Raw genomic sequence first — 22,214 nt, forward strand, 5'->3', positions numbered from 1 at the left:
GCAGCCCGCGGACGGCACCTCACGTCGGGCAACGACCCGGCGACCGCCCCGTCACGTAACTCGTTCGAGACCTCGTCGCAAGGTTTGCGAGACTGGTGCCGTGAGCAGCGCATCCCTCGTCCCCCGCGTCATCGCCGTCGTCGGACCCACCGCGGCCGGAAAGTCCGATCTCGGCGTCTTCCTCGCCCAGCGACTCGGCGGCGAGGTCGTCAACGCCGACTCGATGCAGCTGTACCGCGGGATGGACATCGGCACCGCCAAGCTGACGCCCGAGGAGCGCGGCGGCATCCCGCACCACCTGCTGGACATCTGGGACGTCACGGTCACCGCCTCGGTCGCCGAGTACCAGAAACTGGCCCGCGCCCGCATCGACGCGCTGCTCGCCGAGGGCCGCTGGCCGATCCTGGTCGGCGGCTCCGGTCTGTACGTCCGCGGGGCCGTCGACAACCTGGAGTTCCCCGGCACCGACCCCGAGGTGCGCGCCCGCCTGGAGGAGGAACTGGCGCTGCGCGGCTCCGGCGCGCTGCACGCCCGGCTCGCCGCCGCCGACCCCGAGGCCGGCCGCGCGATCCTGCCCAGCAACGGCCGCCGGATCGTCCGGGCCCTGGAGGTGATCGAGATCACCGGCCAGCCCTTCACCGCCAATCTCCCCGGCCACGACTCGGTGTACGACACCGTCCAGATCGGCGTCGACGTGGCCCGCCCGGAGCTGGACGACCGGATCACCCGGCGTGTCGACCGGATGTGGGAGGCCGGGCTGGTGGACGAGGTGCGCGCGCTGGAGGCGCGCGGCCTGCGCGAGGGGCGCACGGCCTCGCGCGCGCTGGGCTACCAGCAGGTGCTCGCCGCGCTCGGCGGCGAGTGCACCGAAGCGGAGGCGCGCGCCGAGACCGTGCGGGCCACCAAGCGCTTCGCGCGCCGGCAGGATTCCTGGTTCCGGCGCGACCCCCGCGTGCACTGGCTGAGCGGGGCCGAGGCCGACCGCGGGGAACTTCCGCGGCAGGCCCTGACGTTGGTCGAACGACCGGTTACAGCCTGATCACGTGATGGCATCGGGATGCGCCGCCGGTCATCGGGGCCTTCGGCGCCGTGCCATCATCGAGCTTCGATCGACCAAGTGGAGTCCTAGTTGGGAGGGCGCGTGGCGATGGAGGCCGGCCCTCGTGACACCGCACCAAGTGCCGAGCACGTCACCACCGAGCGTGACGAACCGCACCAGGGCGAGGACCGCCCCGCCGAGGGTGTGACCGGGCTCGCCGAGGGCGAGGACCACCTGTCCCGGCCGTCCGGCGGTGAGGACCGCCCGGCCGAGGACCTGTCCCGGCCGTCCGACGACGAGGACGCGCTGGCCGACGACGGGCTCGACGAGACCACGGACGGCGTGACCGAGGACGGCCCGGCGCCCGAGGAGATGTACACCAGCGGCCCCGAGGTCGAGGTCGAACTGCGCCCGCAGCGCCGGCTGCGCCTCTGGCAGCTCGCGCCGATCGTGGGCCTCTCCGCGCTCGGCTCCCTGATGTTCGCCTTCCCGCTCGCCTTCGACGGCGACAGCGGCGCGGTCATCGCCATGCTCGGCCTGCTGATCTGCAGCTGTGCCGCCGGCTGGGGCATGATGGCCGCCCGCCGGGTGGGCCACACCTGGCCGGGCCTGCCCCCGCGCGGCTCCGGCCGCCGCCCGGACTGGCGGGTCGTCCTCGGGTACGCGGTGCTGGTCGCCGTCGTGGCCGTACTCGCCGTGTGGCGCGTGGCCCGGCTGCGCTGACCGCCGCCGGGGCCCGGGCCCGGGCCCGGGCCCTCGCCGTGTCCACCCCGTACGATCGAGGGATGAGCACGCGGATCGCCTTCCTCAAGGGTCACGGCACCGAGAACGACTTCGTGATCGTCCCGGACCCCGACAACGCCATCGAGCTGTCCCCGGCCGCCGTGGCCGCCCTGTGCGACCGCAGGGCCGGCATCGGCGGGGACGGCGTGCTGCACGTCGTGCGCTCCGCCGCGCACCCGGAGGCCCAGGCGATGGCCGGCGAGGCCGAGTGGTTCATGGACTACCGCAACAGCGACGGCTCGGTCGCGGAGATGTGCGGCAACGGCGTCCGGGTGTTCGCCCGCTACCTCCAGCGCGCCGGGCACGTCACCGAGGGCGACCACGCGATCGCCACCCGCGGCGGCGTCAAGAGCGTCCACATCGCCAAGGACGGGGACGTGACCGTGGGCATGGGCAGCGCCCGGCTGCCCGAAGGGGACGTCACGGTGTGTGTCGGCGAGCGCAGCTGGCCCGCGCGGAACGTGAACATGGGCAACCCGCACGCGGTCGCCTTCGTGTCCGACCTCGGGCACGCGGGGGATCTGTACAGCGCGCCGCCGGTGAGCCCCGAGGGCGCCTACCCGGACGGGGTCAACGTCGAGTTCGTCGTCGACCGCGGACCCCGGCACGTCGCCATGCGGGTGCACGAGCGCGGCTCCGGGGAGACCCGTTCCTGCGGCACCGGCGCCTGCGCCGTCGCCGTGGCCGCCGCCCGCCGTGACGGCGTCGACCCGGCCGTCACCGGCACCCCGGCGACGTACACCGTGGACCTGCCCGGCGGCCGGCTCGTCATCACCGAACGACCGGACGGGCAGATCGAGATGACCGGCCCCGCCGTGATCGTCGCCGAGGGCGAGATCGACGCCGAGTGGCTGGCAAACGCGCTGCGCTGACCTGGCGAAACCGCCGTCCGAACGGCTCCGGATGCCCCGGAACAGCGGTCCCGGGGCACCCGACCGGATCGAATCCACGGACGATCCCAGGCCAGGTGGCGCAAACCTTAAACCTCTTTTTCGTCGCTCGAATGGGTGATCCGTTTCACGGTCGGCGAGAGGCGGTCGGTCGCACGTGTCGGGCTCGATAGCATCAAGCACCGGCACGGACGGGGGAACGCGCCACCCTGAGCCGCGCATGCCCTGGGGCTCCGTCCGCCGGTCCACGAGCCGGAGGTGCCCATGAGTGCGGAGGCCACGAACCCCCCGACCCCCATCCCGGTAGTGCCCACGGCCCCGACGGCCGCCGTGGCACCCGCGGCGGCCCGCCGCAGGTCCCGGCCCAGGATCGACCTGCGCCGGCTCGGCCGGGCCGCACTGCTGGGGCCCGCCGCCCGGGACAGACTGCCTGACGCGATCGGCCATGTGGTGGAGGCGCACCGCGCCCACCATCCCGACGCCGACCTCGAACCCCTGCGCCGCGCCTACGTGCTGGCCGAGTCCTCGCACCGCGGCCAGACGCGCAAGAGCGGCGAGCCGTACATCACCCACCCGCTCGCCGTGACCCTCATCCTCGCCGAACTCGGCGCCGAGACCACGACCCTGACCGCCTCCCTGCTCCACGACACCGTCGAGGACACCGACGTGACCCTGGACCAGGTGCGCGAGCAGTTCGGGGAGGAGGTGCGGTACCTGGTCGACGGCGTCACCAAGCTGGAGAAGGTCGACTACGGCGCCGCCGCCGAACCCGAGACCTTCCGCAAGATGCTCGTCGCCACCGGCAGCGACGTGCGCGTGATGTCGATCAAACTCGCCGACCGGCTGCACAACATGCGCACCCTCGGCGTGATGCGCCCGGAGAAGCAGGCACGGATCGCCGGGGTCACCCGGGACGTCCTCATCCCGCTCGCCGAACGCCTCGGCGTGCAGGCGCTGAAGACCGAACTGGAGGACCTGGTCTTCGCCATCCTCCACCCCGAGGAGTACGCGCACACCAGGGAACTCATCGCCCGGAACGCGGCCCGCCCGGACGACCCCCTCGCCGAGGTCGCCGACGAGATGCGCGCGGTGCTGCGCGAGGCCGACATCAACGCCGAAGTCCTCATCCGGCCCCGCCACTTCGTCTCCGTGCACCGGGTGGCCCGCAAACGCGGGCGGTTGCGCGGCGCCGACTTCGGCCGGCTGCTGGTGCTGGTGGCGGAGGACGCCGACTGCTACGGCGTGCTCGGCGAACTGCACACCTGTATGACGCCGGTGGTCTCGGAGTTCAAGGACTTCATCGCCGTACCGAAGTTCAACCTGTACCAGTCGCTGCACACCGCTGTCGCGCGCCCGGACGGCCAGGTGGTCGAAGTCCTCATCCGCACCCACCAGATGCACCAGGTCGCCGAGGCCGGCGTCGTCGCCCTCGGCAACCCCTACGCGCCCGGCGCCGACGACCCCGCCGACGGCGAGCGCGCCGATCCCACCCGCCCCGGCTGGCTCTCACGCCTCCTGGAATGGCAGCGGGCCGCGCCCGACCCCGACACCTTCTGGTCCACCCTGCGCGAGGACCTCGCCCAGGACCGCGAGATCACCGTCTTCCGCCCCGACGGCGGCACACTGGGCCTGCCCGAGGGCGCCACCTGCGTGGACGCGGCGTACGGGCAGTACGGCGAGGACGCGCACGCGTGCATCGGCGCCCGCGTCAACGGCCGGCTGGCGACCCTCAGCACCGTCCTCAAGGACGGCGACACCGTCGAACTCCTCATGGGCCAGGACCCCGCCTCGGAGCCGTCCCGCGAGTGGCTGGAGCACGCCCACACCCCGGCCGCCCGCATCGCCATCCAGCGGTGGCTGGCCACACATCCCGACGGGGGAGCCCCGGCCGAGGAGCCGGGCGGCTACCGCGCCGCCACCGGCCTCCCCGAGCGGCGCGCCGGCGGCACCGGACCCGCCGGGCCCCCCGGGGACGCCGACGTGCGCACCGACCTGCCCGGGGCCACCGTCCGCCTCGCCGGCTGCTGTACTCCCGTGCCGCCGGACGAGATCACCGGCTTCCCGGTACGCGGGGGAGTGGTGACCGTGCACCGAGTGGAGTGCGCGGCGGTGGCGCACATGAAGAGCAAGGGGCGCGCGGAGACCGGGGTGCGCTGGGGGGATTCCACCGCGTGCCGGGTCACCCTGGTCGCCGAATCGTTCGGCCGCCCGCACCTGCTCGCCGACCTCACCGAGGCCATCGCCCTGGCGGGCGGCGACATCGTCTCCGCCACGGTGGAACCCCCGAGCCAGCAACGGGTACGGCACACCTACACCCTGCAACTCCCCGACGCCGCCGGCCTGCCGGCCCTCATGCGCGCCATGCGCGACGTCCCCGGCGTCTACGACGTGGACCGCGCCCGCCCTCAGTCACAGGGCTGGTGAGAGGGCCCCGCGCCGGGGCGGGCGCCCGGGCGCGGGGAGCGGATCTGCGGAGAACGGCGGCCCGGGGACCATCCGTTCGGGTGGGGTGGGTGCGCGTCGGCCCGGGGACGGGCGCGGGCACTGGTAGCGGTGGTCCATGCTGCTCAACCCCCGCCGCCGGGGCGCTCCCGGCCCTGTCGCCCGGCGCCGGAAGGCCGCCCTGCTCGCCTCCGCCGCCACCCTGTGCTCCGTCTGCCTGGTCGCCGCCGCGGCGCCGCCCGTACCGCTCGGCATCGGCGACCGGCTCTACCCGACCCTCGGCAACCCCGGCTACGACGTCACGTCGTACGACGTCGACCTGACCTATCCCGGCACCAACGACAAGCCGCTCCAGGCCGTCACCACCATCGACGCCTGGGTCACCGCCGACCTCGACCGCCTCAACCTGGACTTCACGCACGGCACCGTGCGGTCCGTGAAGGTCGACGGGGTGCCCGCGCGGTTCACCGGTGCCGACGAGGACCTGGTCGTCACCCCCGCCGAGCGACTGCACCGGGGCGACTGGGTGCGGATCACCGTGCGGCACACCAGCGACCCCGTGCCCGCCGAGGACCAGAAGGGCGACGGCGGCTGGGTGCGCACCACCGACGGCCTGGTCATGGCGAACCAGGCCGACGCCGCCCACATGGTCTTCCCGTGCAACGACCACCCGTCCGACAAGGCCGTGTTCACCTTCCGGGTCACCGCGCCGAACGCCTACACCGTGGTGGCCAACGGCCTGCCCGGCGGCATCCGGCGCGCGGGCGGGGAGACCACCTGGACCTACCGCACCCAGCACCCCATGGCCACCGAGCTGGCCCAGGTCTCCATCGGCCGCTCCGCCGTACCGCGCCGCGAGGGCCCCCACGGGCTGCCCCTGCGCGACGTGGTGCCCAGCGCCGACCGCGAGGCCCTCGAACCCTGGCTCGCCAAGACGCCCGACCAGATCGCCTGGATGGAGAGCAAGGTCGGCCGGTACCCGTTCGAGAACTACGGCGTGATCATGGCGAACGCCACCACCGGGTTCGAACTGGAGACACAGACCCTCTCCCTCTTCGAGAAGAGGCTGTTCACCGAGCCCGCCTACCCCGCCTGGTACGTCGAGTCGGTCATGGTGCACGAGCTGTCCCACCAGTGGTTCGGCGACAGCGTCAGCCCCCGCACCTGGTCCGACGTCTGGCTGAACGAGGGACACGCGACCTGGTACGAGGCGCTGTACGCCGAAGAGAAGGCGCACCGCCCGATGGCCGACCGGATGAAGGCCGCCTACGCCGCCTCCGACGGCTGGCGCGCCTCCGGCGGCCCGCCCGCCCGGCCCAAGCCCCCGGTGCCCGGCCAGAAGATCAGCATCTTCCGGCCCAGCGTCTACGACGGCGCCGCCCTGGCCCTCTACGCCCTGCGACAGGAGATCGGCCGCCCCGCCTTCGAGCGCCTGGAGCGGCTCTGGGTCCGCGACCACCGCGACGCCAACGCCTCCACCGGCGACTTCATCGAGCTGGCCTCCGCCGTCGCCGGCCGCGACCTCGGCGGCTTCCTGCACGCCTGGCTGTACGACGAGAAGACCCCGCCGATGCCCGGCCACCCCGACTGGAAGCAGGACCCGAGCGTGAAGGCGGCGCAGCGCCCGGCCCACAAATGACCGCGCGGGGCCGCGCCGGGCCCCGCGATAACACGGTGACGGGACGCGCCGCCTCGTGCGACCATCTTCGGGTCGGCGCGGCACGGGACACGGGAATCTCCCGGGGTACCCGTGCGTTGTCCCTCATGAGCGGCACGCCGTGACCGCCGTGCCGACGCCGTAACGACTCCCATCGACGTAAGGATCCAATGACCTCCTCTTCTTCCCCTTCCCAGGACGCCAAGCGCCTCGCGCACGCCTACCCCGAGGGTCTTCGGGCCGATGCCCTGATGGAAGAGGACGTCGCCTGGAGCCACGAGATCGACGGCGAGCGGGACGGAGACCAGTTCGACCGGTCCGAGCGCGCGGCCCTGCGCCGCGTGGTGGGCCTGTCCACCGAGCTGGAGGACGTCACCGAGGTCGAGTACCGCCAGCTCCGCCTGGAGCGGGTCGTGCTCGTCGGCGTGTGGACCACCGGCACCGCGCAGGACGCGGACAACTCCCTCGCGGAGCTGGCCGCCCTCGCGGAGACCGCGGGCGCGCTCGTGCTCGACGGCGTCATCCAGCGCCGCGACAAGCCCGACGCGGCCACCTACATCGGCTCCGGCAAGGCCGCCGAGCTGCGTGACATCGTCCTCGAAACCGGCGCGGACACCGTGATCTGCGACGGTGAGCTGAGCCCCGGCCAGCTGATCCAGCTGGAGGACGTCGTCAAGGTCAAGGTCATCGACCGTACGGCCCTGATCCTCGACATCTTCGCCCAGCACGCCAAGTCCCGCGAGGGCAAGGCGCAGGTCGCGCTCGCCCAGATGCAGTACATGCTGCCGAGGCTGCGCGGCTGGGGCCAGTCGCTGTCCCGGCAGATGGGTGGCGGTCGCGGCGGCCTCGCCACGCGTGGTCCCGGTGAGACCAAGATCGAGACGGACCGGCGCCGGATCCGCGAGAAGATGGCGAAGATGCGCCGGGAGATCGCGGACATGAAGACCGGCCGCGAGATCAAGCGCCAGGAGCGCCGCCGCAACAAGGTGCCCTCCGTCGCCATCGCGGGCTACACCAACGCCGGCAAGTCCTCCCTGCTCAACCGGCTCACCGGCGCGGGCGTCCTGGTCGAGAACGCGCTGTTCGCGACCCTGGACCCGACCGTGCGCCGCGCGGAGACCCCGAGCGGGCGGCTGTACACCCTGGCGGACACCGTCGGCTTCGTCCGGCACCTGCCCCACCACCTGGTCGAGGCGTTCCGCTCCACCATGGAGGAAGTCGGCGACTCCGACCTGATCCTGCACGTGGTGGACGGTTCGCACCCCGTCCCGGAGGAGCAGCTGGCCGCCGTGCGCGAGGTCATCCGGGACGTCGGCGCCACCGACGTGCCCGAGATCGTCGTGATCAACAAGGCGGACGCCGCCGACCCGCTGGTCCTCCAGCGGCTGCTCAGGGTCGAGAAGCGCGCCATCGCCGTCTCGGCCCGCACCGGCCAGGGCATCGCCGAACTGCTCGCCCTGATCGACGACGAGCTGCCCCGACCCTCGGTCGAGATCGAGGCGCTGGTGCCGTACACCCACGGCAAGCTCGTCGCCCGCGCCCACACCGAGGGCGAGGTGATCTCCGAGGAGCACACCGCGGAGGGCACCCTGCTCAAGGTCCGGGTGCACGAGGAACTGGCCGCGGACCTGGCGCCGTACACGCCGGTCTCCGCGGGCTGACCCACCGCGACACCAAGGCCCGCCACCCCCCGGGGTGGCGGGCCTTCGTCGTCGCGCGGCCGTGGCCGGCGCGGCCTCCGCCGGGGCTACCGCCCGGCGAACCTCTCGCTCACCGACTGGTACACGCCCTTGGCGACGTCGCCCAGCCGGGGACCGGCCAGCCAGCCCGCGGTCACCGGTCCGATCGAGGTGTTGGACACCAGCTTCGGCTTGCCGTCCGCACCGGTCTCCACCCAGCCGCCGCCGGAGGCGCCACCGGTCATCGAGCAGCCGATCCGGTACATCGTCGGGGCGGACTGGTCGATCGACAGCCGGCCAGGCTTGTCCTCGCAGCGGTACAGCAGCTGACCGTCGTACGGCGGCGCAGCCGGGTACCCCGACGCCGTCATGGTCCGCACCTTCGGCACGGCCGGCGCGTCGAAGTCCACCGGGAGCGCCCCGCCCACCGTCTCCTCCAGCGACTTGCCGCCGCTGCCCTGCTCCGGCGTCACATGGATGACCGCGAAGTCGTACGGGGCACCGTTGCCGCCCGTCTCGCCGCCCTGGTCGATCCACTGCTGGGAGGTCTGCGCGGCATCCGCCCACCAGACGCTGTACGGGGCGATGTCGGACCGGGCGGCGTTCTGCAACTGGTCGACGGACCGGGCCGCGTTGTTGTACGACGGCACGAACGCGAGGTTGCGGTACCAGCCGCCGCTCTTGCCCGCGTGCACGCAGTGGCCCGCCGTCCAGACGAGGTTGGACTTGCCCGGGTGCGCCGGGTCCTCCACGACCGTGCCCGAGCACACCATGTGGCCCTCGGGGGAGTCGAAGAACACCTTGCCCGAGGTGGCCGCGTTCACGTGGTACGGCGCCGCGACCTGCCGCGCCTGCACCGGTGCCGGCGTCGGATCGGTCACGCCCTGGTCACCGGAGATGTCGTTGTCGTCGACGCCCTTGTCCGGGTCGCCCGCGTGCCGCATCCGGTTCGGGTCCCACAGCCCCTTGATGATCGGGTTGACGAAGTCGTTGGCCTCGCGCAGCCAGTCCTTCCTGTTCCAGTCCTTCCAGGCGCCGTTCTTCCACTTGTCGACGTCGATCCCGTGCTCCTTCAGCTTCTGCCTCAGGTCGTCCGGGATCCTGACCTTGCCGTCGCCGCTGCCCGCCGCGGCGGCGGAGGCGGACGGGTTGCCGTCGGCTTGGTCGTCGCCACCGCAGGCGGTGGCGGTCAGCGCCAGCGCCGAGGCGAGGGCGACCGCCGCCAGCGAGGACGAGGCGCGGCGGGTGCGGCGGCCCCTCCCCTGCCGGGCGGTGGACGACGGCCGTATGGATCGCATGCTCTTGACTCCCCGTGTGATGACGGAACTCGGCGCTCGGCCGTGGCACCTGCCGCCCGCCGGTGGCGAGTTCGGGCCGGCCCACGACCTTCTCGGAACGGCATCACACCCTATGCGTTCGCCGTGCGGGACTTCCGCCGGAACGGCAACGGTTTCGCTACGAGCGCGCGCCCCTGACGCGCATCGATCCGGAGGAAAGCCGTAACCCGCCGCGCGATGAACGGTTGTAGGCGATGGGCGCACAGCGGGAGGACAGCGAGTCGTGGCCGTTACGGAGTCGAGGGCGGAAGACGCGCACGAGGGGATCCTGCGGCGCCAGTCGGCGCGCGAGTCCTCGGCGCGCACCTATGCGCGGGCCCTGCCCATCGTGCCGGTGCGGGCGCGCGGCCTCACCATCGAGGGCGCCGACGGCCGCCGTTACCTGGACTGCCTCTCCGGCGCCGGCACCCTCGCCCTCGGCCACAACCACCCGGTGGTGCTGCAGGCCATCCGCCAAGTCCTCGACTCCGGCGCACCGTTGACCGTCCTGGACCTCGCGACACCGGTCAAGGACGCCTTCGTCACCGAACTGTTCCGCACCCTGCCGCCGGGCCTCGCCGACCGCGCCCGGGTGCAGTTCTGCGGACCGGCCGGCACGGACGCCGTGGAGGCCGCGCTCAAACTGGTGCGGGCCGCGACCGGGCGCAGCGGACTCCTCGCCTTCACCGGCGCGTACCACGGCATGACCGCCGGCGCCCTCGCCGTCTCCGGCGGTGCGCGCGAGGTCCGGGCCGTCCGGCTGCCCTACCCGCAGGACTACCGCTGCCCGTTCGGCGTCGGCGGCCCGCGCGGCGCCGAACTCGCCGCCCGCTGGACCGAGTCGCTGCTGGACGACCCCAAGTCCGGTGTGCCGCTGCCCGCCGGGATGATCCTCGAACCGGTGCAGGGCGAGGGTGGGGTGCTCCCGGCCCCGGACGACTGGCTGCGCCGGATGCGGCGGATCACCGCGGACCGGGGCGTCCCGCTGATCGCCGACGAGGTGCAGACCGGCGTCGGCCGCACCGGCGCCTTCTGGGCCGTCGACCACAGCGGGATCACCCCCGACGTCATGGTGCTGTCCAAGGCCATCGGCGGCAGCCTTCCGCTGGCCGTGCTCGTCTACCGCGACGACCTCGACGTCTGGGAACCCGGCGCCCACGCGGGCACCTTCCGCGGCAACCAGCTGGCCATGGCCGCGGGGACCGCGACGCTGGCGTACGTCCGTGAGCACGGGCTCGCCGAACGGGCGGGGCGGCTGGGCGCCCGAATGCTGGCACGACTCCGGTCGGACATCGGCGGGTCGGCGTGCGTGGGCGAGGTGCGGGGGCGGGGGCTGATGATCGGGGTGGAGATGGTGGAGCCGGGTGCCGAGGAGGTGGCCCGCGGGCAGGGCGACGCCCCGGGCCCGGAAGCCGGGCCGGGCGGCGGGGACTTCGCCGCGCACGGCCCGTACACGCCCCCGCCCGGACCGCAGGCCGCCCGGATGCCACGCCCCGCCGCGCCCGAACTCGCCGAGGCCGTGCGGCGGGAGTGTCTGCGGCGCGGGCTCATCGTGGAACTCGGCGGCCGGCACGGCGCCGTGGTCCGGCTGCTGCCACCGCTCACGATCAGCGACGAACAGGCGACGGCCGTACTGGACCGGCTGACCGACGCGGTGGCGACGGTGGCCCGCGACCACGAGACCTGCGGCCCGCCCGGACCCCGAAAAGGGGACACGGCGCCGTGCCGGGGGTGACGGTGCCCGGCCGGCCCGCCTCGCCCGGAGCGTCCGGGGCGACCGTGCCGCGCCGGGCCGGGGCCGGGACCCCCGGTCCGCAGTGGCGCCGTCGGCGGGATGCGGTCACCCCGGACCCACCCGACGGTTTCGCCGGCCACGGCGCGCCGGACCGCCGAGGCGGTCCGGCGCCGCGCGCGGCCTGAGCGGCGCGACCGACCGGCATGTCCGCCCGCCCGAGGCCCGGGACCCGCGACGCGTCCCGGCGCCCCGCGAGGGCAGCCCGCGGCCCGCGCCGTCCGGCCGCTGCGAGCCGAGCCCCGCCCCGGCCCGCGCGGGGGCCGCCCTCCCAAGCCGCCCGACCCGCCTTCCAGACCGCTCCGTCATCCGCCCCGTCCCGAGGACCCCCATGAACGCCACCCCCGCCCCCGACGAACACGGCGAGTCCGGCTCCCGTACCCCCGTCGCCGAGTCGGTTCCGCAGCAGCGCAGGCGGCACGCGGACCCCGCCCGGCGGACCGAGCCCGGCGCCGACGCGCTGGACGATCGCGCACCGGGCGCCGCGGCGCAGGCCGCCGCCGTGGAGAACCTGCTGCGCTGCTGGGTCCGCGAGACCGGTCTGCGCGCCCCCGCCGACGGCACCCTGCGCATCGCCCTCCCCGCCAGCGGAGCCGGTCTGCTCGTCCCGGTGCGCTACTGGTCCCCGACCGGCTGGCACCGCTTCGGACCGCCCCGGCTCGCCGGCGCGCCCGAGACCGCCCCGCCCGTCGACGCCGTCACCCTCGCGGCGCTGCTCACCAGGGAGGGCCCCGCCGCAGACGACGGCGACCTCGTGGCCCGGGTCGCCGACAGCCTGCGCCGCACCGCCACCTTCATCCGCGACCGGCGAGAGCACCCCGCCGACGGCCCCGACCTCTTCCTGAACGCCGAACAGGCACTCCTCCTCGGCCACCCCCTGCACCCGACACCCAAGAGCCGGGAGGGACTGACCGAGGCGGAGGGCGAGCTGTACTCACCGGAGTCGCGCGGAGCCTTTCCGCTGCACTGGATGGCCGTGGCCCCCGCCCTGCTCGCCACCGACTCGGCCTGGACGGAGCGCGGGCGCCCCGTCCCCGCCGGCCGCCTCACCCGGCACCTCGCGGGCACCGCGCTGCCCCTGCCCGACGGCCACACCGCCCTGCCCCTGCACCCCTGGCAGGCCCGCGAGGTACGGCACCGCCCCGCCGTCGCCGCCCTGCTCGACTCGGGACTGCTCAGGGACCTCGGCCCGCACGGACCCGCCTGGCGCCCCACCTCCTCCGTCCGTACCGTCCACCGCCGCGGCGCCCCCGCGATGCTCAAGCTGTCGCTGGGCCTGCGGATCACCAACTCCCGCCGGGAGAACCTGCGCAAGGAACTGCGCCGCGGCGTCGAGGTGCACCGGCTGCTGCGCACGGGACTGTCCAGGCAGTGGGCCGCCGTCCACCCCGGCTTCGACATCGTGCGCGACCCGGCATGGCTCGCCGTGGACGACCCGGACGGCCGGCCCGTACCCGGCCTGGACGTGGTGATCCGGCACAACCCGTTCACCCCGGCCGACGACGCCTGCTGCCTCGCCGGGCTCGTCTCGCCCCGGCCGCTCGCCGAACCGGCCCCCCACGCCGCGGCCGAAGGGCAGCCGCCGGCCATGCGGTCCCGGCTGTCCGTACTGGTGGCGCGGCTCGCCGTGCGCACCGGCCGGCCCCGGGCCGCCGTCGCCACCGAGTGGTTCCTGCGTTATCTGGAACAGGTCGTCCGCCCGGTGTTCTGGCTGGACGCGGAGGCCGGCGTCGCCCTCGAAGCCCACCAGCAGAACACCCTGGTCCTGCTCGACGGCGACGGCTGGCCGGCGGGCGGCCGCTACCGCGACAACCAGGGCTACTACTTCCGCGACTCCCGGCGCGCCGAACTCGCCGCCCGGCTGCCCGGCATCGGCGAGCACAGCGACACCTTCGTCGCCGACGAGGTCGCCGACGAACGCCTCGCCTACTACCTCGCCGTCAACAACGTCCTCGGCCTGATCGGCGCCTTCGGCTCCCAGCACCTCGCCGACGAGCGGCTGCTCCTCGCCGCCTTCCGCCGCTTCCTCGCCGGCCTCGCCACCGGGCCCGCGGCCCTGCGCACCCCCGTGCCCGGCCGGCTGCTCGACTCGCCCACCCTGCGCTGCAAGGCCAATCTGCTGACGCGGCTGCACGGCATGGACGAACTCGTCGGACCGGTCGACACCCAGTCCGTCTACGTCACCATCGACAACCCCCTGCACCCTTGAGCCACTTCGTCAGCGCAGAGCGGAGCGCACCGTGTCTCCCACCCTCGCGGCCACCGATCTCCTCGACCGCCTCCACGACTGGGGTCCCGTGGCCACCCCCGTCGGCGTGTTCCGGTTGACGCCCGTACTCCTCGACCGGGACCTGCCCCTGGTGCACGGCTGGATGTGCGACCCCGCCGTCGCCGAGTTCTGGGAACTGGCCGGGCCCCGGTGCCTGACCGAGGACCACGTGCGCGCCCAACTCGACGGCGACGGACGCAGCGTGCCGTGCCTGGGCGTGCTGGACGGCACCCCGATGAGCTACTGGGAGATCTACCGCGCGGACCTGGACCCGCTCGCCCGCCACTGCCCGGTCGGACCGCACGACACCGGGATCCACCTCCTCCTCGGCGGCGCCGGCGACCGGGGCCGCGGGCTGGGCTCCGCCCTGCTGCGGGCCGTGGCCGACCTCATCCTGGACCGGCGGCCGCACTGCGCGCGGGTCGTGGCGGAACCGGACCTGCGCAACACCCCCTCCGTCGCCGCGTTCCTGCGCGCCGGCTTCCGGTACGCGGCCGAGGCCGACCTGCCCGGCAAGCGGGCCGCGCTGATGATCAGGGACCGGGAGCTGCGCGATGTGCTGTAGCGACACGTGATCGGGGGGTCACCATGGGTGGGAACGGCATCCGTTTGTCGGTGCCGGGCCGTAGGGTTGGTCGGGCTATGACGAAGCCCTCACTCTCCGAACTCCTGCATGCCGCCGTCACAGCCGTCGGCGGCACGGAGCGCCCCGGCCAGGTGACCATGGCCGAATCGGTCGCCGAGGCGATCGACGACGGATCCCATCTGCTGGTCCAGGCCGGCACCGGCACCGGAAAGTCGCTGGGCTACCTCGTGCCCGCGCTCGCGCACGGAGAACGGGTGATCGTGGCGACGGCCACCCTCGCGCTCCAGCGCCAGCTGGTCGAGCGGGACCTGCCGCGCACGGTCGACGCCCTGCACCCGCTGCTGCGCCGCCGCCCGGAGTTCGCGATGCTCAAGGGCCGCTCCAACTACCTGTGCCTGCACCGGCTGCACGAGGGCATGCCGCAGGACGAGGAGGACGGCCTCTTCGACCAGTTCGAGGCCGCCGCGCCCACCAGCAAGCTGGGCCAGGACCTGCTGCGGCTTCGGGACTGGTCGGACGAGACGGAGACCGGCGACCGTGACGACCTCACCCCGGGCGTCTCGGACCGCGCCTGGGCGCAGGTGTCGGTGTCCTCGCGGGAGTGCCTCGGCGCCACGAAGTGCGCGTACGGCGCCGAGTGCTTCGCGGAGGCGGCCCGGGAGCGCGCCAAGCTCGCCGAGGTCGTGGTCACCAATCACGCGCTGCTGGCCATCGACGCCATCGAGGGCGCCCCGGTGCTGCCCCAGCACGAGGTGCTGATCGTGGACGAGGCGCACGAACTGGTCTCCCGGGTCACCGGCGTCGCCACCGGCGAGCTGACCCCGGGCCAGGTCAACCGTGCCGTGCGCCGCGCCGCGAAGCTCGTCAACGAGAAGGCCGCCGACCAGTTGCAGACCGCCGCCGAGGGCTTCGAGCGGCTGATGGAGCTGGCGCTGCCCGGACGGCTGGAGGAGATCCCGGAGGACCTGGGGTACGCCCTGATGACGCTGCGGGACGCCGCCCGTACGGTGATCTCCGCGATCGGCGCCACCCGCGACAAGTCGGTCCAGGACGAGGACGCCGTCCGCAAGCAGGCCCTGGCCTCGGTCGAGACGGTCCACGACGTGGCGGAACGGGTGCTGAACGGCTCCGAGTGGGACGTCGTCTGGTACGAACGCCACGACCGCTTCGGCGCCTCCCTGCGCGTCGCCCCCATGTCGGTCTCGGGCCTGCTGCGGGAGAAGCTGTTCGCCGACCGCGCCGTGATCCTCACCTCCGCCACGCTCAAGCTGGGCGGCGACTTCAACGGCGTCGGCGCCTCGCTGGGGCTCGGCCCGGAGGGCATGGAGGGCGACGACCTGCCGCAGTGGAAGGGCGTCGACGTCGGTTCGCCGTTCGACTACCGCAAGCAGGGCATCCTGTACGTCGCCAAGCATCTGGCCCGGCCCGCGCGGGACGGCGAGCGGGGCGACATGCTCGACGAGCTGACGGAGCTGATCCAGGCGGCCGGGGGCCGCACCCTCGGGCTGTTCTCGTCCATGCGGGCGGCCCAGCTCGCCGCGGAGGAGCTGCGTGCGCGCATCCCCGAGTACCCGATCCTGCTCCAGGGCGAGGAGACGCTCGGCGAGCTGATCAAGAACTTCGCGGCCGACCCCAGGACCTGTCTGTTCGGCACGCTGTCGCTGTGGCAGGGCGTCGATGTGCCCGGACCCAGCTGCCAGCTGGTCGTCATGGACAAGATCCCGTTCCCGCGTCCCGACGACCCGCTGATGAGCGCCCGGCAGAAGGCGGTGGAGGACGCGGGCGGCAACGGCTTCATGGCGGTGGCCGCCACCCATGCCGCCTTGCTGATGGCCCAGGGCGCCGGCCGGCTGGTGCGCGCCTCGGGCGACCGGGGCGTGGTCGCCGTACTGGACCAGCGCCTCGCCACGGCGCGCTACGGCTCGTATCTCAAGGCGTCGCTGCCGGACTTCTGGTACACCACGGACCGCGACCAGGTGCGCAGGTCGCTCGCGGCGATCGACGCGGCGGCGAAGCAGTCGGAGGCCGCGGGAGCCGAGTGAGCGGGGCCCGCGGCACAAGGCAGGGCCCCGGAACCGGCGCAGGGGTTCCGGGGCCCGGTCAGGGAGGGCGAGCGGGGTCCGCTCGCCGCGGGCGTCACACGCGCCGCAGTACGGCGACCACCTTGCCCAGGATGGTGGCGTCGTCGCCGGGGATGGGCTCGTAGGCCGCGTTGTGCGGGAGGAGCCAGACGTGGCCGTCCTCGCGCTTGAAGCGCTTCACGGTGGCTTCGCCGTCGAGCATGGCGGCGACGATGTCGCCGTTCTCGGCGACGGGCTGGCGGCGGACGGTGACCCAGTCGCCGTCGCAGATCGCCGCCTCGATCATGGAGTCGCCGACGACCTTGAGGACGAACAGCTCGCCGTCGCCGACGAGCTGGCGGGGGAGGGGGAAGACGTCCTCGACGGACTCCTCCGCGAGGATCGGGCCACCGGCGGCGATCCGGCCGACCAGCGGGACGTACGACGCGGCGGGCTTGCCGCTGGTGTCCGTGGGCTGCATGGACACGGCCTGGTCGGAGCCGCGCACCTCGTAGGCGCGCGGGCGGTGCGGGTCGCGGCGCAGGAAGCCCTTGCGCTCCAGTGCCATCAGCTGGTGTGCCACGGAGGAGGTGCTGGAGAGGCCGACGGCCTGGCCGATCTCCCGCATCGACGGCGGGTAGCCCCGCCGCTGCACCGAGTCCCTGATGACCTCGATCACCCGGCGCTGCCGGTCCGTGAGCCCCGAGCTGTCCGCCCGGATGCCTGGAGGTCGGCCCGGCAGGGAGCGCTTGGGTCCCTCGGGATTCGTGGCTTCGTTCATCGCGTGTACCGGCTCGACCCGGCCCTGGGAGCGGTCCTGGGCGGTGATGATGGCACTGTCTGCGGTGGTGGTCACGTCGGCCCCTCTCGATGGTCTCCCTGCTGGACAACGGTAGTTGCTTTCGAAAGGTTGCGCCAAACACACGTTCGAGTGAAAAAGTGCGATTCACCTGTTGCGATCGCGTGTTTCGGTGTATGAGCTGACGCGGCACCGGGCGGACGAAAGCGTTCTTCGTTGTACGTTGATGGTCCGCCCCGCCGGGGTCGCCGACCTCGTGGGTGCTTCCCCAGTCTGCCATCCGGAGCCCGGCCCGCCGGGACCAGGGGGCCGTTTCTGCGCCGGAGTCCTACGCATCCTCCGTGCGGCGCTCACCGTATCTTCGTAAGCGTCACAGCGGTACGGACACGCGCCCGCGTGTCCTTCGGGCCGCTTTCCGCGGCCTTTCCCGCGCGACACGCGATCCGGCCTCGAAGAATGAGTCGATCCCCACATGTAGTGGTTGGATGGCTACAGCAGCCCACAAGTTGTGGTCCCCCCGGTTCGAGGCGGTTCCACGATCGCCTATGCTTAGGGCTGCTTCGCGGGTCCTGTGGGACTCGTGAGGTCATCGAGTCTGCTGTGAGGAGGGTTGGAGATCATGCACTGCCCCTTCTGCAGGCACCCCGACAGCCGCGTGGTCGACAGCCGTACGACCGACGACGGCACGTCGATCCGCAGGCGCCGCCAGTGCCCCGACTGCTCCCGTCGTTTCACGACCGTGGAGACGTGCTCGCTCATGGTGGTGAAGCGGTCCGGAGTCACCGAGCCCTTCAGCCGTACGAAGGTCATCAACGGTGTGCGCAAGGCGTGCCAGGGGCGTCCCGTCACCGAGGACGCGCTGGCCCAGCTCGGCCAGCGGGTCGAGGAGGCGGTGCGGGCCACCGGCAGCGCCGAGCTGACCACCCATGACGTGGGTCTGGCCATACTCGGCCCGTTGCAGGAGCTCGACCTCGTCGCCTATCTGCGGTTCGCCTCGGTCTACCGGGCGTTCGACTCGCTCGAGGACTTCGAGGCCGCCATCGCGGAGCTGAGGCGGACGGCGCAGGGTCCCGCAGCGGACGAGGACGGCGAGACGGACACGGCGGCGGGATGCCGGGAGGACAAGCGCGGGACGGGCGGGGCCGGCCAGGTCCCCGAACCCGCGCACGCCGCCGACTGAGCGGCGCGCCGGAGACCGGGAGAGGGCCCGGACTCCTGCCGCGAGGCGGCGACCAAGACCTGTTGCGGGCGGCAGCTGAGGGTGCCCGCGACACATGACAGAACACCGTGCCACGGGAACAAACGGGGCACTTCAGGGCGTTTTTGCCCGTACAGGGAGGCGGCATGACAGAGACGGCGAGCGGTCCGGCACGAGGTTCCCGCGCCAAGGGCGGCAAGGCGGGAAGCAAGGGACTGCACATCGAGCGCATCCACACCACGCCCGGCGTACACCCGTACGACGAGGTCGAGTGGGTGAGCCGTGACGTCGTCATGACCAACTGGCGCGACGGCTCGGTCAACTTCGAGCAGCGTGGCGTCGAGTTCCCCGAATTCTGGTCGGTGAACGCGGTCAACATCGTCACCAGCAAGTACTTCCGGGGCGCCGTCGGCACCCCGCAGCGCGAGACCAGCCTCAAGCAGCTGATCGACCGCATCGTGAAGACGTACCGGAAGGCCGGCGAGGACCACAAGTACTTCGCCTCGCCCGCCGACGCCGAGATCTTCGAGCACGAGCTGGCCTATGCCCTCCTGCACCAGATCTTCAGCTTCAACAGCCCCGTGTGGTTCAACGTGGGCACGGCGCAGCCGCAGCAGGTCTCGGCCTGCTTCATCCTGTCCGTCGACGACTCCATGGAGTCGATCCTCGACTGGTACAAGGAAGAGGGGATGATCTTCAAGGGCGGCTCCGGTGCCGGCCTGAACCTCTCCCGCATCCGCTCCTCCAAGGAGCTGCTGTCCTCCGGCGGCAACGCCTCCGGCCCGGTCTCCTTCATGCGCGGCGCCGACGCCTCCGCCGGCACCATCAAGTCGGGTGGCGCCACCCGCCGCGCGGCCAAGATGGTCGTGCTCGACGTCGACCACCCCGACATCGAGGACTTCATCGAGACCAAGGTCAAGGAGGAGGAGAAGATCCGCGTCCTGCGCGACGCGGGCTTCGACATGGACCTGGGCGGGGACGACATCACCTCCGTCCAGTACCAGAACGCCAACAACTCGGTCCGGGTGAACGACGAGTTCATGAAGGCGGTCGAGGAGGGCGGCAACTTCGGGCTGCGCGCCCGGATGACCGGCGAGGTCATCGAGGAGGTCGACGCCAAGGCGCTCTTCCGCAAGATCGCCGAGGCCGCCTGGGCCTGCGCCGACCCGGGCATCCAGTACGACGACACGATCAACAACTGGCACACCTGCCCCGAGTCCGGCCGGATCACCGCGTCGAACCCGTGCAGCGAGTACATGCACCTGGACAACACGTCCTGCAACCTGGCCTCGCTGAACCTGATGAAGTTCCTCAAGGACGACGGTCAGGGCCACCAGTCCTTCCAGACCGAGCGGTTCCAGAAGGTCGTCGAGCTGGTCATCACCGCGATGGACATCTCGATCTGCTTCGCGGACTTCCCGACCCAGAAGATCGGCGAGAACACCCGCGCCTTCCGCCAGCTCGGCATCGGCTACGCCAACCTCGGCGCGCTGCTGATGGCCACCGGTCACGCGTACGACTCCGACGGCGGCCGCGCCCTGGCCGGCGCCATCACCTCCCTGATGACCGGCACGGCCTACCGCCGCTCCGCCGAACTGGCCGCGGTCGTCGGCACCTACGACGGCTACGCCCGCAACGCCGACGCCCACAAGCGCGTCATGAAGCAGCACGCCGACGCCAACGGCACCGCCGTGCGCATGGACGACCTGGACACCCCGGTGTGGGCCGCCGCCACGGAGGCCTGGCAGGATGTGCTGCGCCTCGGCGAGAAGAACGGCTTCCGCAACGCCCAGGCGTCCGTCCTCGCCCCGACCGGCACCATCGGTCTGGCGATGTCCTGCGACACCACCGGTGTCGAGCCCGACCTCGCGCTGGTGAAGTTCAAGAAGCTGGTCGGCGGCGGCTCGATGCAGATCGTCAACGGCACCGTCCCGCAGGCCCTGCGCCGCCTGGGCTACCAGGAGGAGCAGATCGAGGCGATCGTCGCCCACATCGCCGAGAACGGCAATGTGATCGACGCCCCCGGTCTCAAGCAGGAGCACTACGAGGTGTTCGACTGCGCCATGGGCGAGCGCGCCATCTCCCCGATGGGCCACGTCCGCATGATGGCCGCGATCCAGCCGTGGATCTCCGGCGCCATCTCCAAGACGGTCAACATGCCGGAGACGGCGACCGTCGAGGAGGTCGAGGAGATCTACTTCGAGGCCTGGAAGCTCGGCGTCAAGGCGCTCGCGATCTACCGCGACAACTGCAAGGTCGGCCAGCCGCTGTCCGCCAAGAAGAAGGACGAGAAGGCCGAGATCGCCGAGAAGGCCGAGGACACGATCCGCACGGCGGTCGAGAAGGTCGTCGAGTACCGTCCGGTCCGCAAGCGCCTCCCGAAGGGACGTCCCGGCATCACCACGTCCTTCACCGTCGGCGGTGCCGAGGGCTACATGACCGCGAACTCCTACCCGGACGACGGTCTCGGCGAGGTCTTCCTGAAGATGTCGAAGCAGGGTTCCACCCTCGCCGGCATGATGGACGCCTTCTCCATCGCCGTCTCCGTCGGCCTCCAGTACGGCGTGCCGCTGGAGACCTACGTCTCGAAGTTCACCAACATGCGCTTCGAGCCGGCCGGTATGACGGACGACCCGGACGTGCGGATGGCGCAGTCCATCGTGGACTACATCTTCCGCCGCCTGGCGCTGGACTTCCTGCCCTTCGAGACCCGCTCCGCGCTCGGCATCCACTCCGCCGAGGAGCGCCAGCGTCACCTGGAGACCGGTTCGTACGAGCCGGCCGACGACGAGGTCGACGTGGAGGGCCTGGCCCAGTCCGCGCCGCGCGCCCAGGAGCTGAAGGCCGTCGCCGCGCCGAAGGCCGAGAGCGAGGCGGCCAAGCCCGCCCCGAAGCAGGCCCACACCAGCGCCGAGCTGGTCGAGATGCAGCTGGGCATCCAGGCCGACGCCCCGCTGTGCTTCTCCTGCGGTACGAAGATGCAGCGCGCCGGTTCCTGCTACATCTGCGAGGGCTGCGGCTCCACCAGCGGCTGCAGCTGACGGCCTGCCGCTGAGGCGCTGAGGCGCCGAAGTACCCGAGTGTGAGGGGCGCCGACCGGTGGTCGGCGCCCCTCACCCGTGCCCGAGGTGTCGTTCAGGACTGGTGGGCCCGCCCCATGACATGGGTGAACGTGTCCGGGTCCTCGTCGAAGCCGTGGACGCCCGGCCGGAAGTTCCACTCGCCGGCCTCGTTGCGCACGAACTCCGCGATGGTGGCCGCCGTGGCGTCGCGGACCGAGGTGAAGTCGTCCTCGGACAGCACCGTGTAGCCCTCCCGCACGCGCATGGCCGGGTTCAGCACCTCGCCGAACGTGCGGCGCACGGGCTGCTGCTGGATGACGACGCCCACCACCACGCGTGTGTATCGCTCGCTGAGCCGGTCCACCTCCAGGGTCATGACCTCGTCCCAGCCGAAGCCGCGGCCGTCGGTGCTGTCCCGGTTGAGGAAGATGGTGCCGTCCGGCGACCGGCTGTCGAAGTGCACCAGGTACGCCGGAGTGCCGTAGGCGTCGCCCGACTCGAACGTCGCGGCGATGATGTCGAGATCGGTGGGCGCCTGTCCCGTGGGACTGGGGTCCCACTTGAGCGCGACCTCGACCTTGTGCAGTCCCTTGCCGAATCCGGTCACCGGGCCTCCCCTTCCCTGTGGGCACGTCGTCCCCA

Annotated in this window: 15 protein-coding genes; 12 read left to right on the forward strand and 3 right to left on the reverse strand. The window is 72.6% G+C overall.

Annotated elements, in window-relative coordinates; translation table 11 throughout:
* Positions 1–100 precede the first annotated feature (100 nt).
* The 6 genes from miaA (at position 101) to hflX (ending at position 8,472) form a co-directional block, all read left to right on the forward strand.
* Positions 101–1,039: a tRNA (adenosine(37)-N6)-dimethylallyltransferase MiaA gene (miaA, locus tag ACSP97_RS26190; protein WP_355149196.1), complete on the forward strand. Its 939-nt coding sequence runs from the start codon at positions 101–103 to the stop codon at positions 1,037–1,039.
* A gap of 108 nt (positions 1,040–1,147) precedes the next feature.
* A complete protein-coding gene (locus ACSP97_RS26195; RefSeq protein WP_355149453.1) occupies positions 1,148–1,762 on the forward strand; it encodes a hypothetical protein in 615 nt (204 codons plus the stop codon).
* A gap of 62 nt (positions 1,763–1,824) precedes the next feature.
* Positions 1,825–2,694 carry a diaminopimelate epimerase gene (gene dapF / locus ACSP97_RS26200; RefSeq protein WP_440554513.1) on the forward strand — a complete coding sequence of 290 codons (870 nt, stop codon included), beginning with the start codon at positions 1,825–1,827 and terminating at the stop codon, positions 2,692–2,694.
* Between the two features lie 282 nt (positions 2,695–2,976).
* Complete coding sequence (locus ACSP97_RS26205) at positions 2,977–5,136, forward strand: RelA/SpoT family protein (protein ID WP_355328405.1); 2,160 nt, start codon at positions 2,977–2,979, stop codon at positions 5,134–5,136.
* Between the two features lie 136 nt (positions 5,137–5,272).
* Positions 5,273–6,793, forward strand: a complete 1,521-nt coding sequence (locus ACSP97_RS26210) for a M1 family metallopeptidase (protein WP_358303558.1) — start codon at positions 5,273–5,275, stop codon at positions 6,791–6,793.
* A gap of 188 nt (positions 6,794–6,981) precedes the next feature.
* Complete coding sequence (gene hflX / locus ACSP97_RS26215) at positions 6,982–8,472, forward strand: GTPase HflX (RefSeq protein ID WP_146467067.1); 1,491 nt, start codon at positions 6,982–6,984, stop codon at positions 8,470–8,472.
* A gap of 86 nt (positions 8,473–8,558) precedes the next feature.
* Here the strand turns inward: hflX and ACSP97_RS26220 are convergent, their stop codons facing one another.
* On the reverse strand, positions 8,559–9,788 hold the full coding sequence (locus tag ACSP97_RS26220; RefSeq protein ID WP_440554516.1) for a trypsin-like serine peptidase: 1,230 nt from the start codon (positions 9,786–9,788) through the stop codon (positions 8,559–8,561).
* A gap of 262 nt (positions 9,789–10,050) precedes the next feature.
* Between ACSP97_RS26220 and ACSP97_RS26225 the strand changes: the two genes are divergently transcribed.
* From ACSP97_RS26225 to ACSP97_RS26240, 4 genes are all read left to right on the forward strand, one after another.
* Entirely contained in the window at positions 10,051–11,541 is a 1,491-nt protein-coding gene (locus tag ACSP97_RS26225; RefSeq protein ID WP_440554518.1) for a diaminobutyrate--2-oxoglutarate transaminase family protein, read from the forward strand.
* Between the two features lie 388 nt (positions 11,542–11,929).
* Positions 11,930–13,807 (forward strand): IucA/IucC family protein, encoded by a 1,878-nt coding sequence (locus ACSP97_RS26230; protein ID WP_440554520.1) that lies wholly within the window; start codon positions 11,930–11,932, stop codon positions 13,805–13,807.
* Between the two features lie 31 nt (positions 13,808–13,838).
* A complete protein-coding gene (locus ACSP97_RS26235) occupies positions 13,839–14,432 on the forward strand; it encodes a GNAT family N-acetyltransferase (protein WP_355524184.1) in 594 nt (197 codons plus the stop codon).
* A 77-nt stretch (positions 14,433–14,509) separates the two neighbouring features.
* Positions 14,510–16,495 carry an ATP-dependent DNA helicase gene (locus tag ACSP97_RS26240; protein WP_388292806.1) on the forward strand — a complete coding sequence of 662 codons (1,986 nt, stop codon included), beginning with the start codon at positions 14,510–14,512 and terminating at the stop codon, positions 16,493–16,495.
* A 94-nt stretch (positions 16,496–16,589) separates the two neighbouring features.
* On the opposite strand, the gene lexA is transcribed toward ACSP97_RS26240, so the two are convergent.
* The gene (gene lexA / locus ACSP97_RS26245; protein ID WP_355149214.1) at positions 16,590–17,369 is read right to left on the reverse strand and encodes a transcriptional repressor LexA; all 780 of its coding nucleotides are present in this window, start codon (positions 17,367–17,369) and stop codon (positions 16,590–16,592) included.
* 562 nt (positions 17,370–17,931) lie between these two features.
* On the opposite strand from lexA, the gene nrdR reads away from it, so the two are divergent.
* Both nrdR and ACSP97_RS26255 read left to right on the forward strand, forming a co-directional pair.
* Positions 17,932–18,492, forward strand: coding sequence for a transcriptional regulator NrdR (nrdR, locus tag ACSP97_RS26250; RefSeq protein ID WP_355149216.1), 561 nt, complete (start codon positions 17,932–17,934; stop codon positions 18,490–18,492).
* Between the two features lie 164 nt (positions 18,493–18,656).
* A complete protein-coding gene (locus tag ACSP97_RS26255) occupies positions 18,657–21,551 on the forward strand; it encodes a vitamin B12-dependent ribonucleotide reductase (protein WP_391871226.1) in 2,895 nt (964 codons plus the stop codon).
* 94 nt (positions 21,552–21,645) lie between these two features.
* Here the strand turns inward: ACSP97_RS26255 and ACSP97_RS26260 are convergent, their stop codons facing one another.
* Positions 21,646–22,179, reverse strand: a complete 534-nt coding sequence (locus ACSP97_RS26260) for a TerD family protein (RefSeq protein ID WP_355328417.1) — start codon at positions 22,177–22,179, stop codon at positions 21,646–21,648.
* Between the last annotated feature and the right edge of the window lie 35 nt (positions 22,180–22,214).

The sequence above is a fragment of the Streptomyces sp. SCPE 10 genome (assembly GCF_051980735.1).
Classification (GTDB): Bacteria; Actinomycetota; Actinomycetes; order Streptomycetales; family Streptomycetaceae; genus Streptomyces; species Streptomyces misionensis.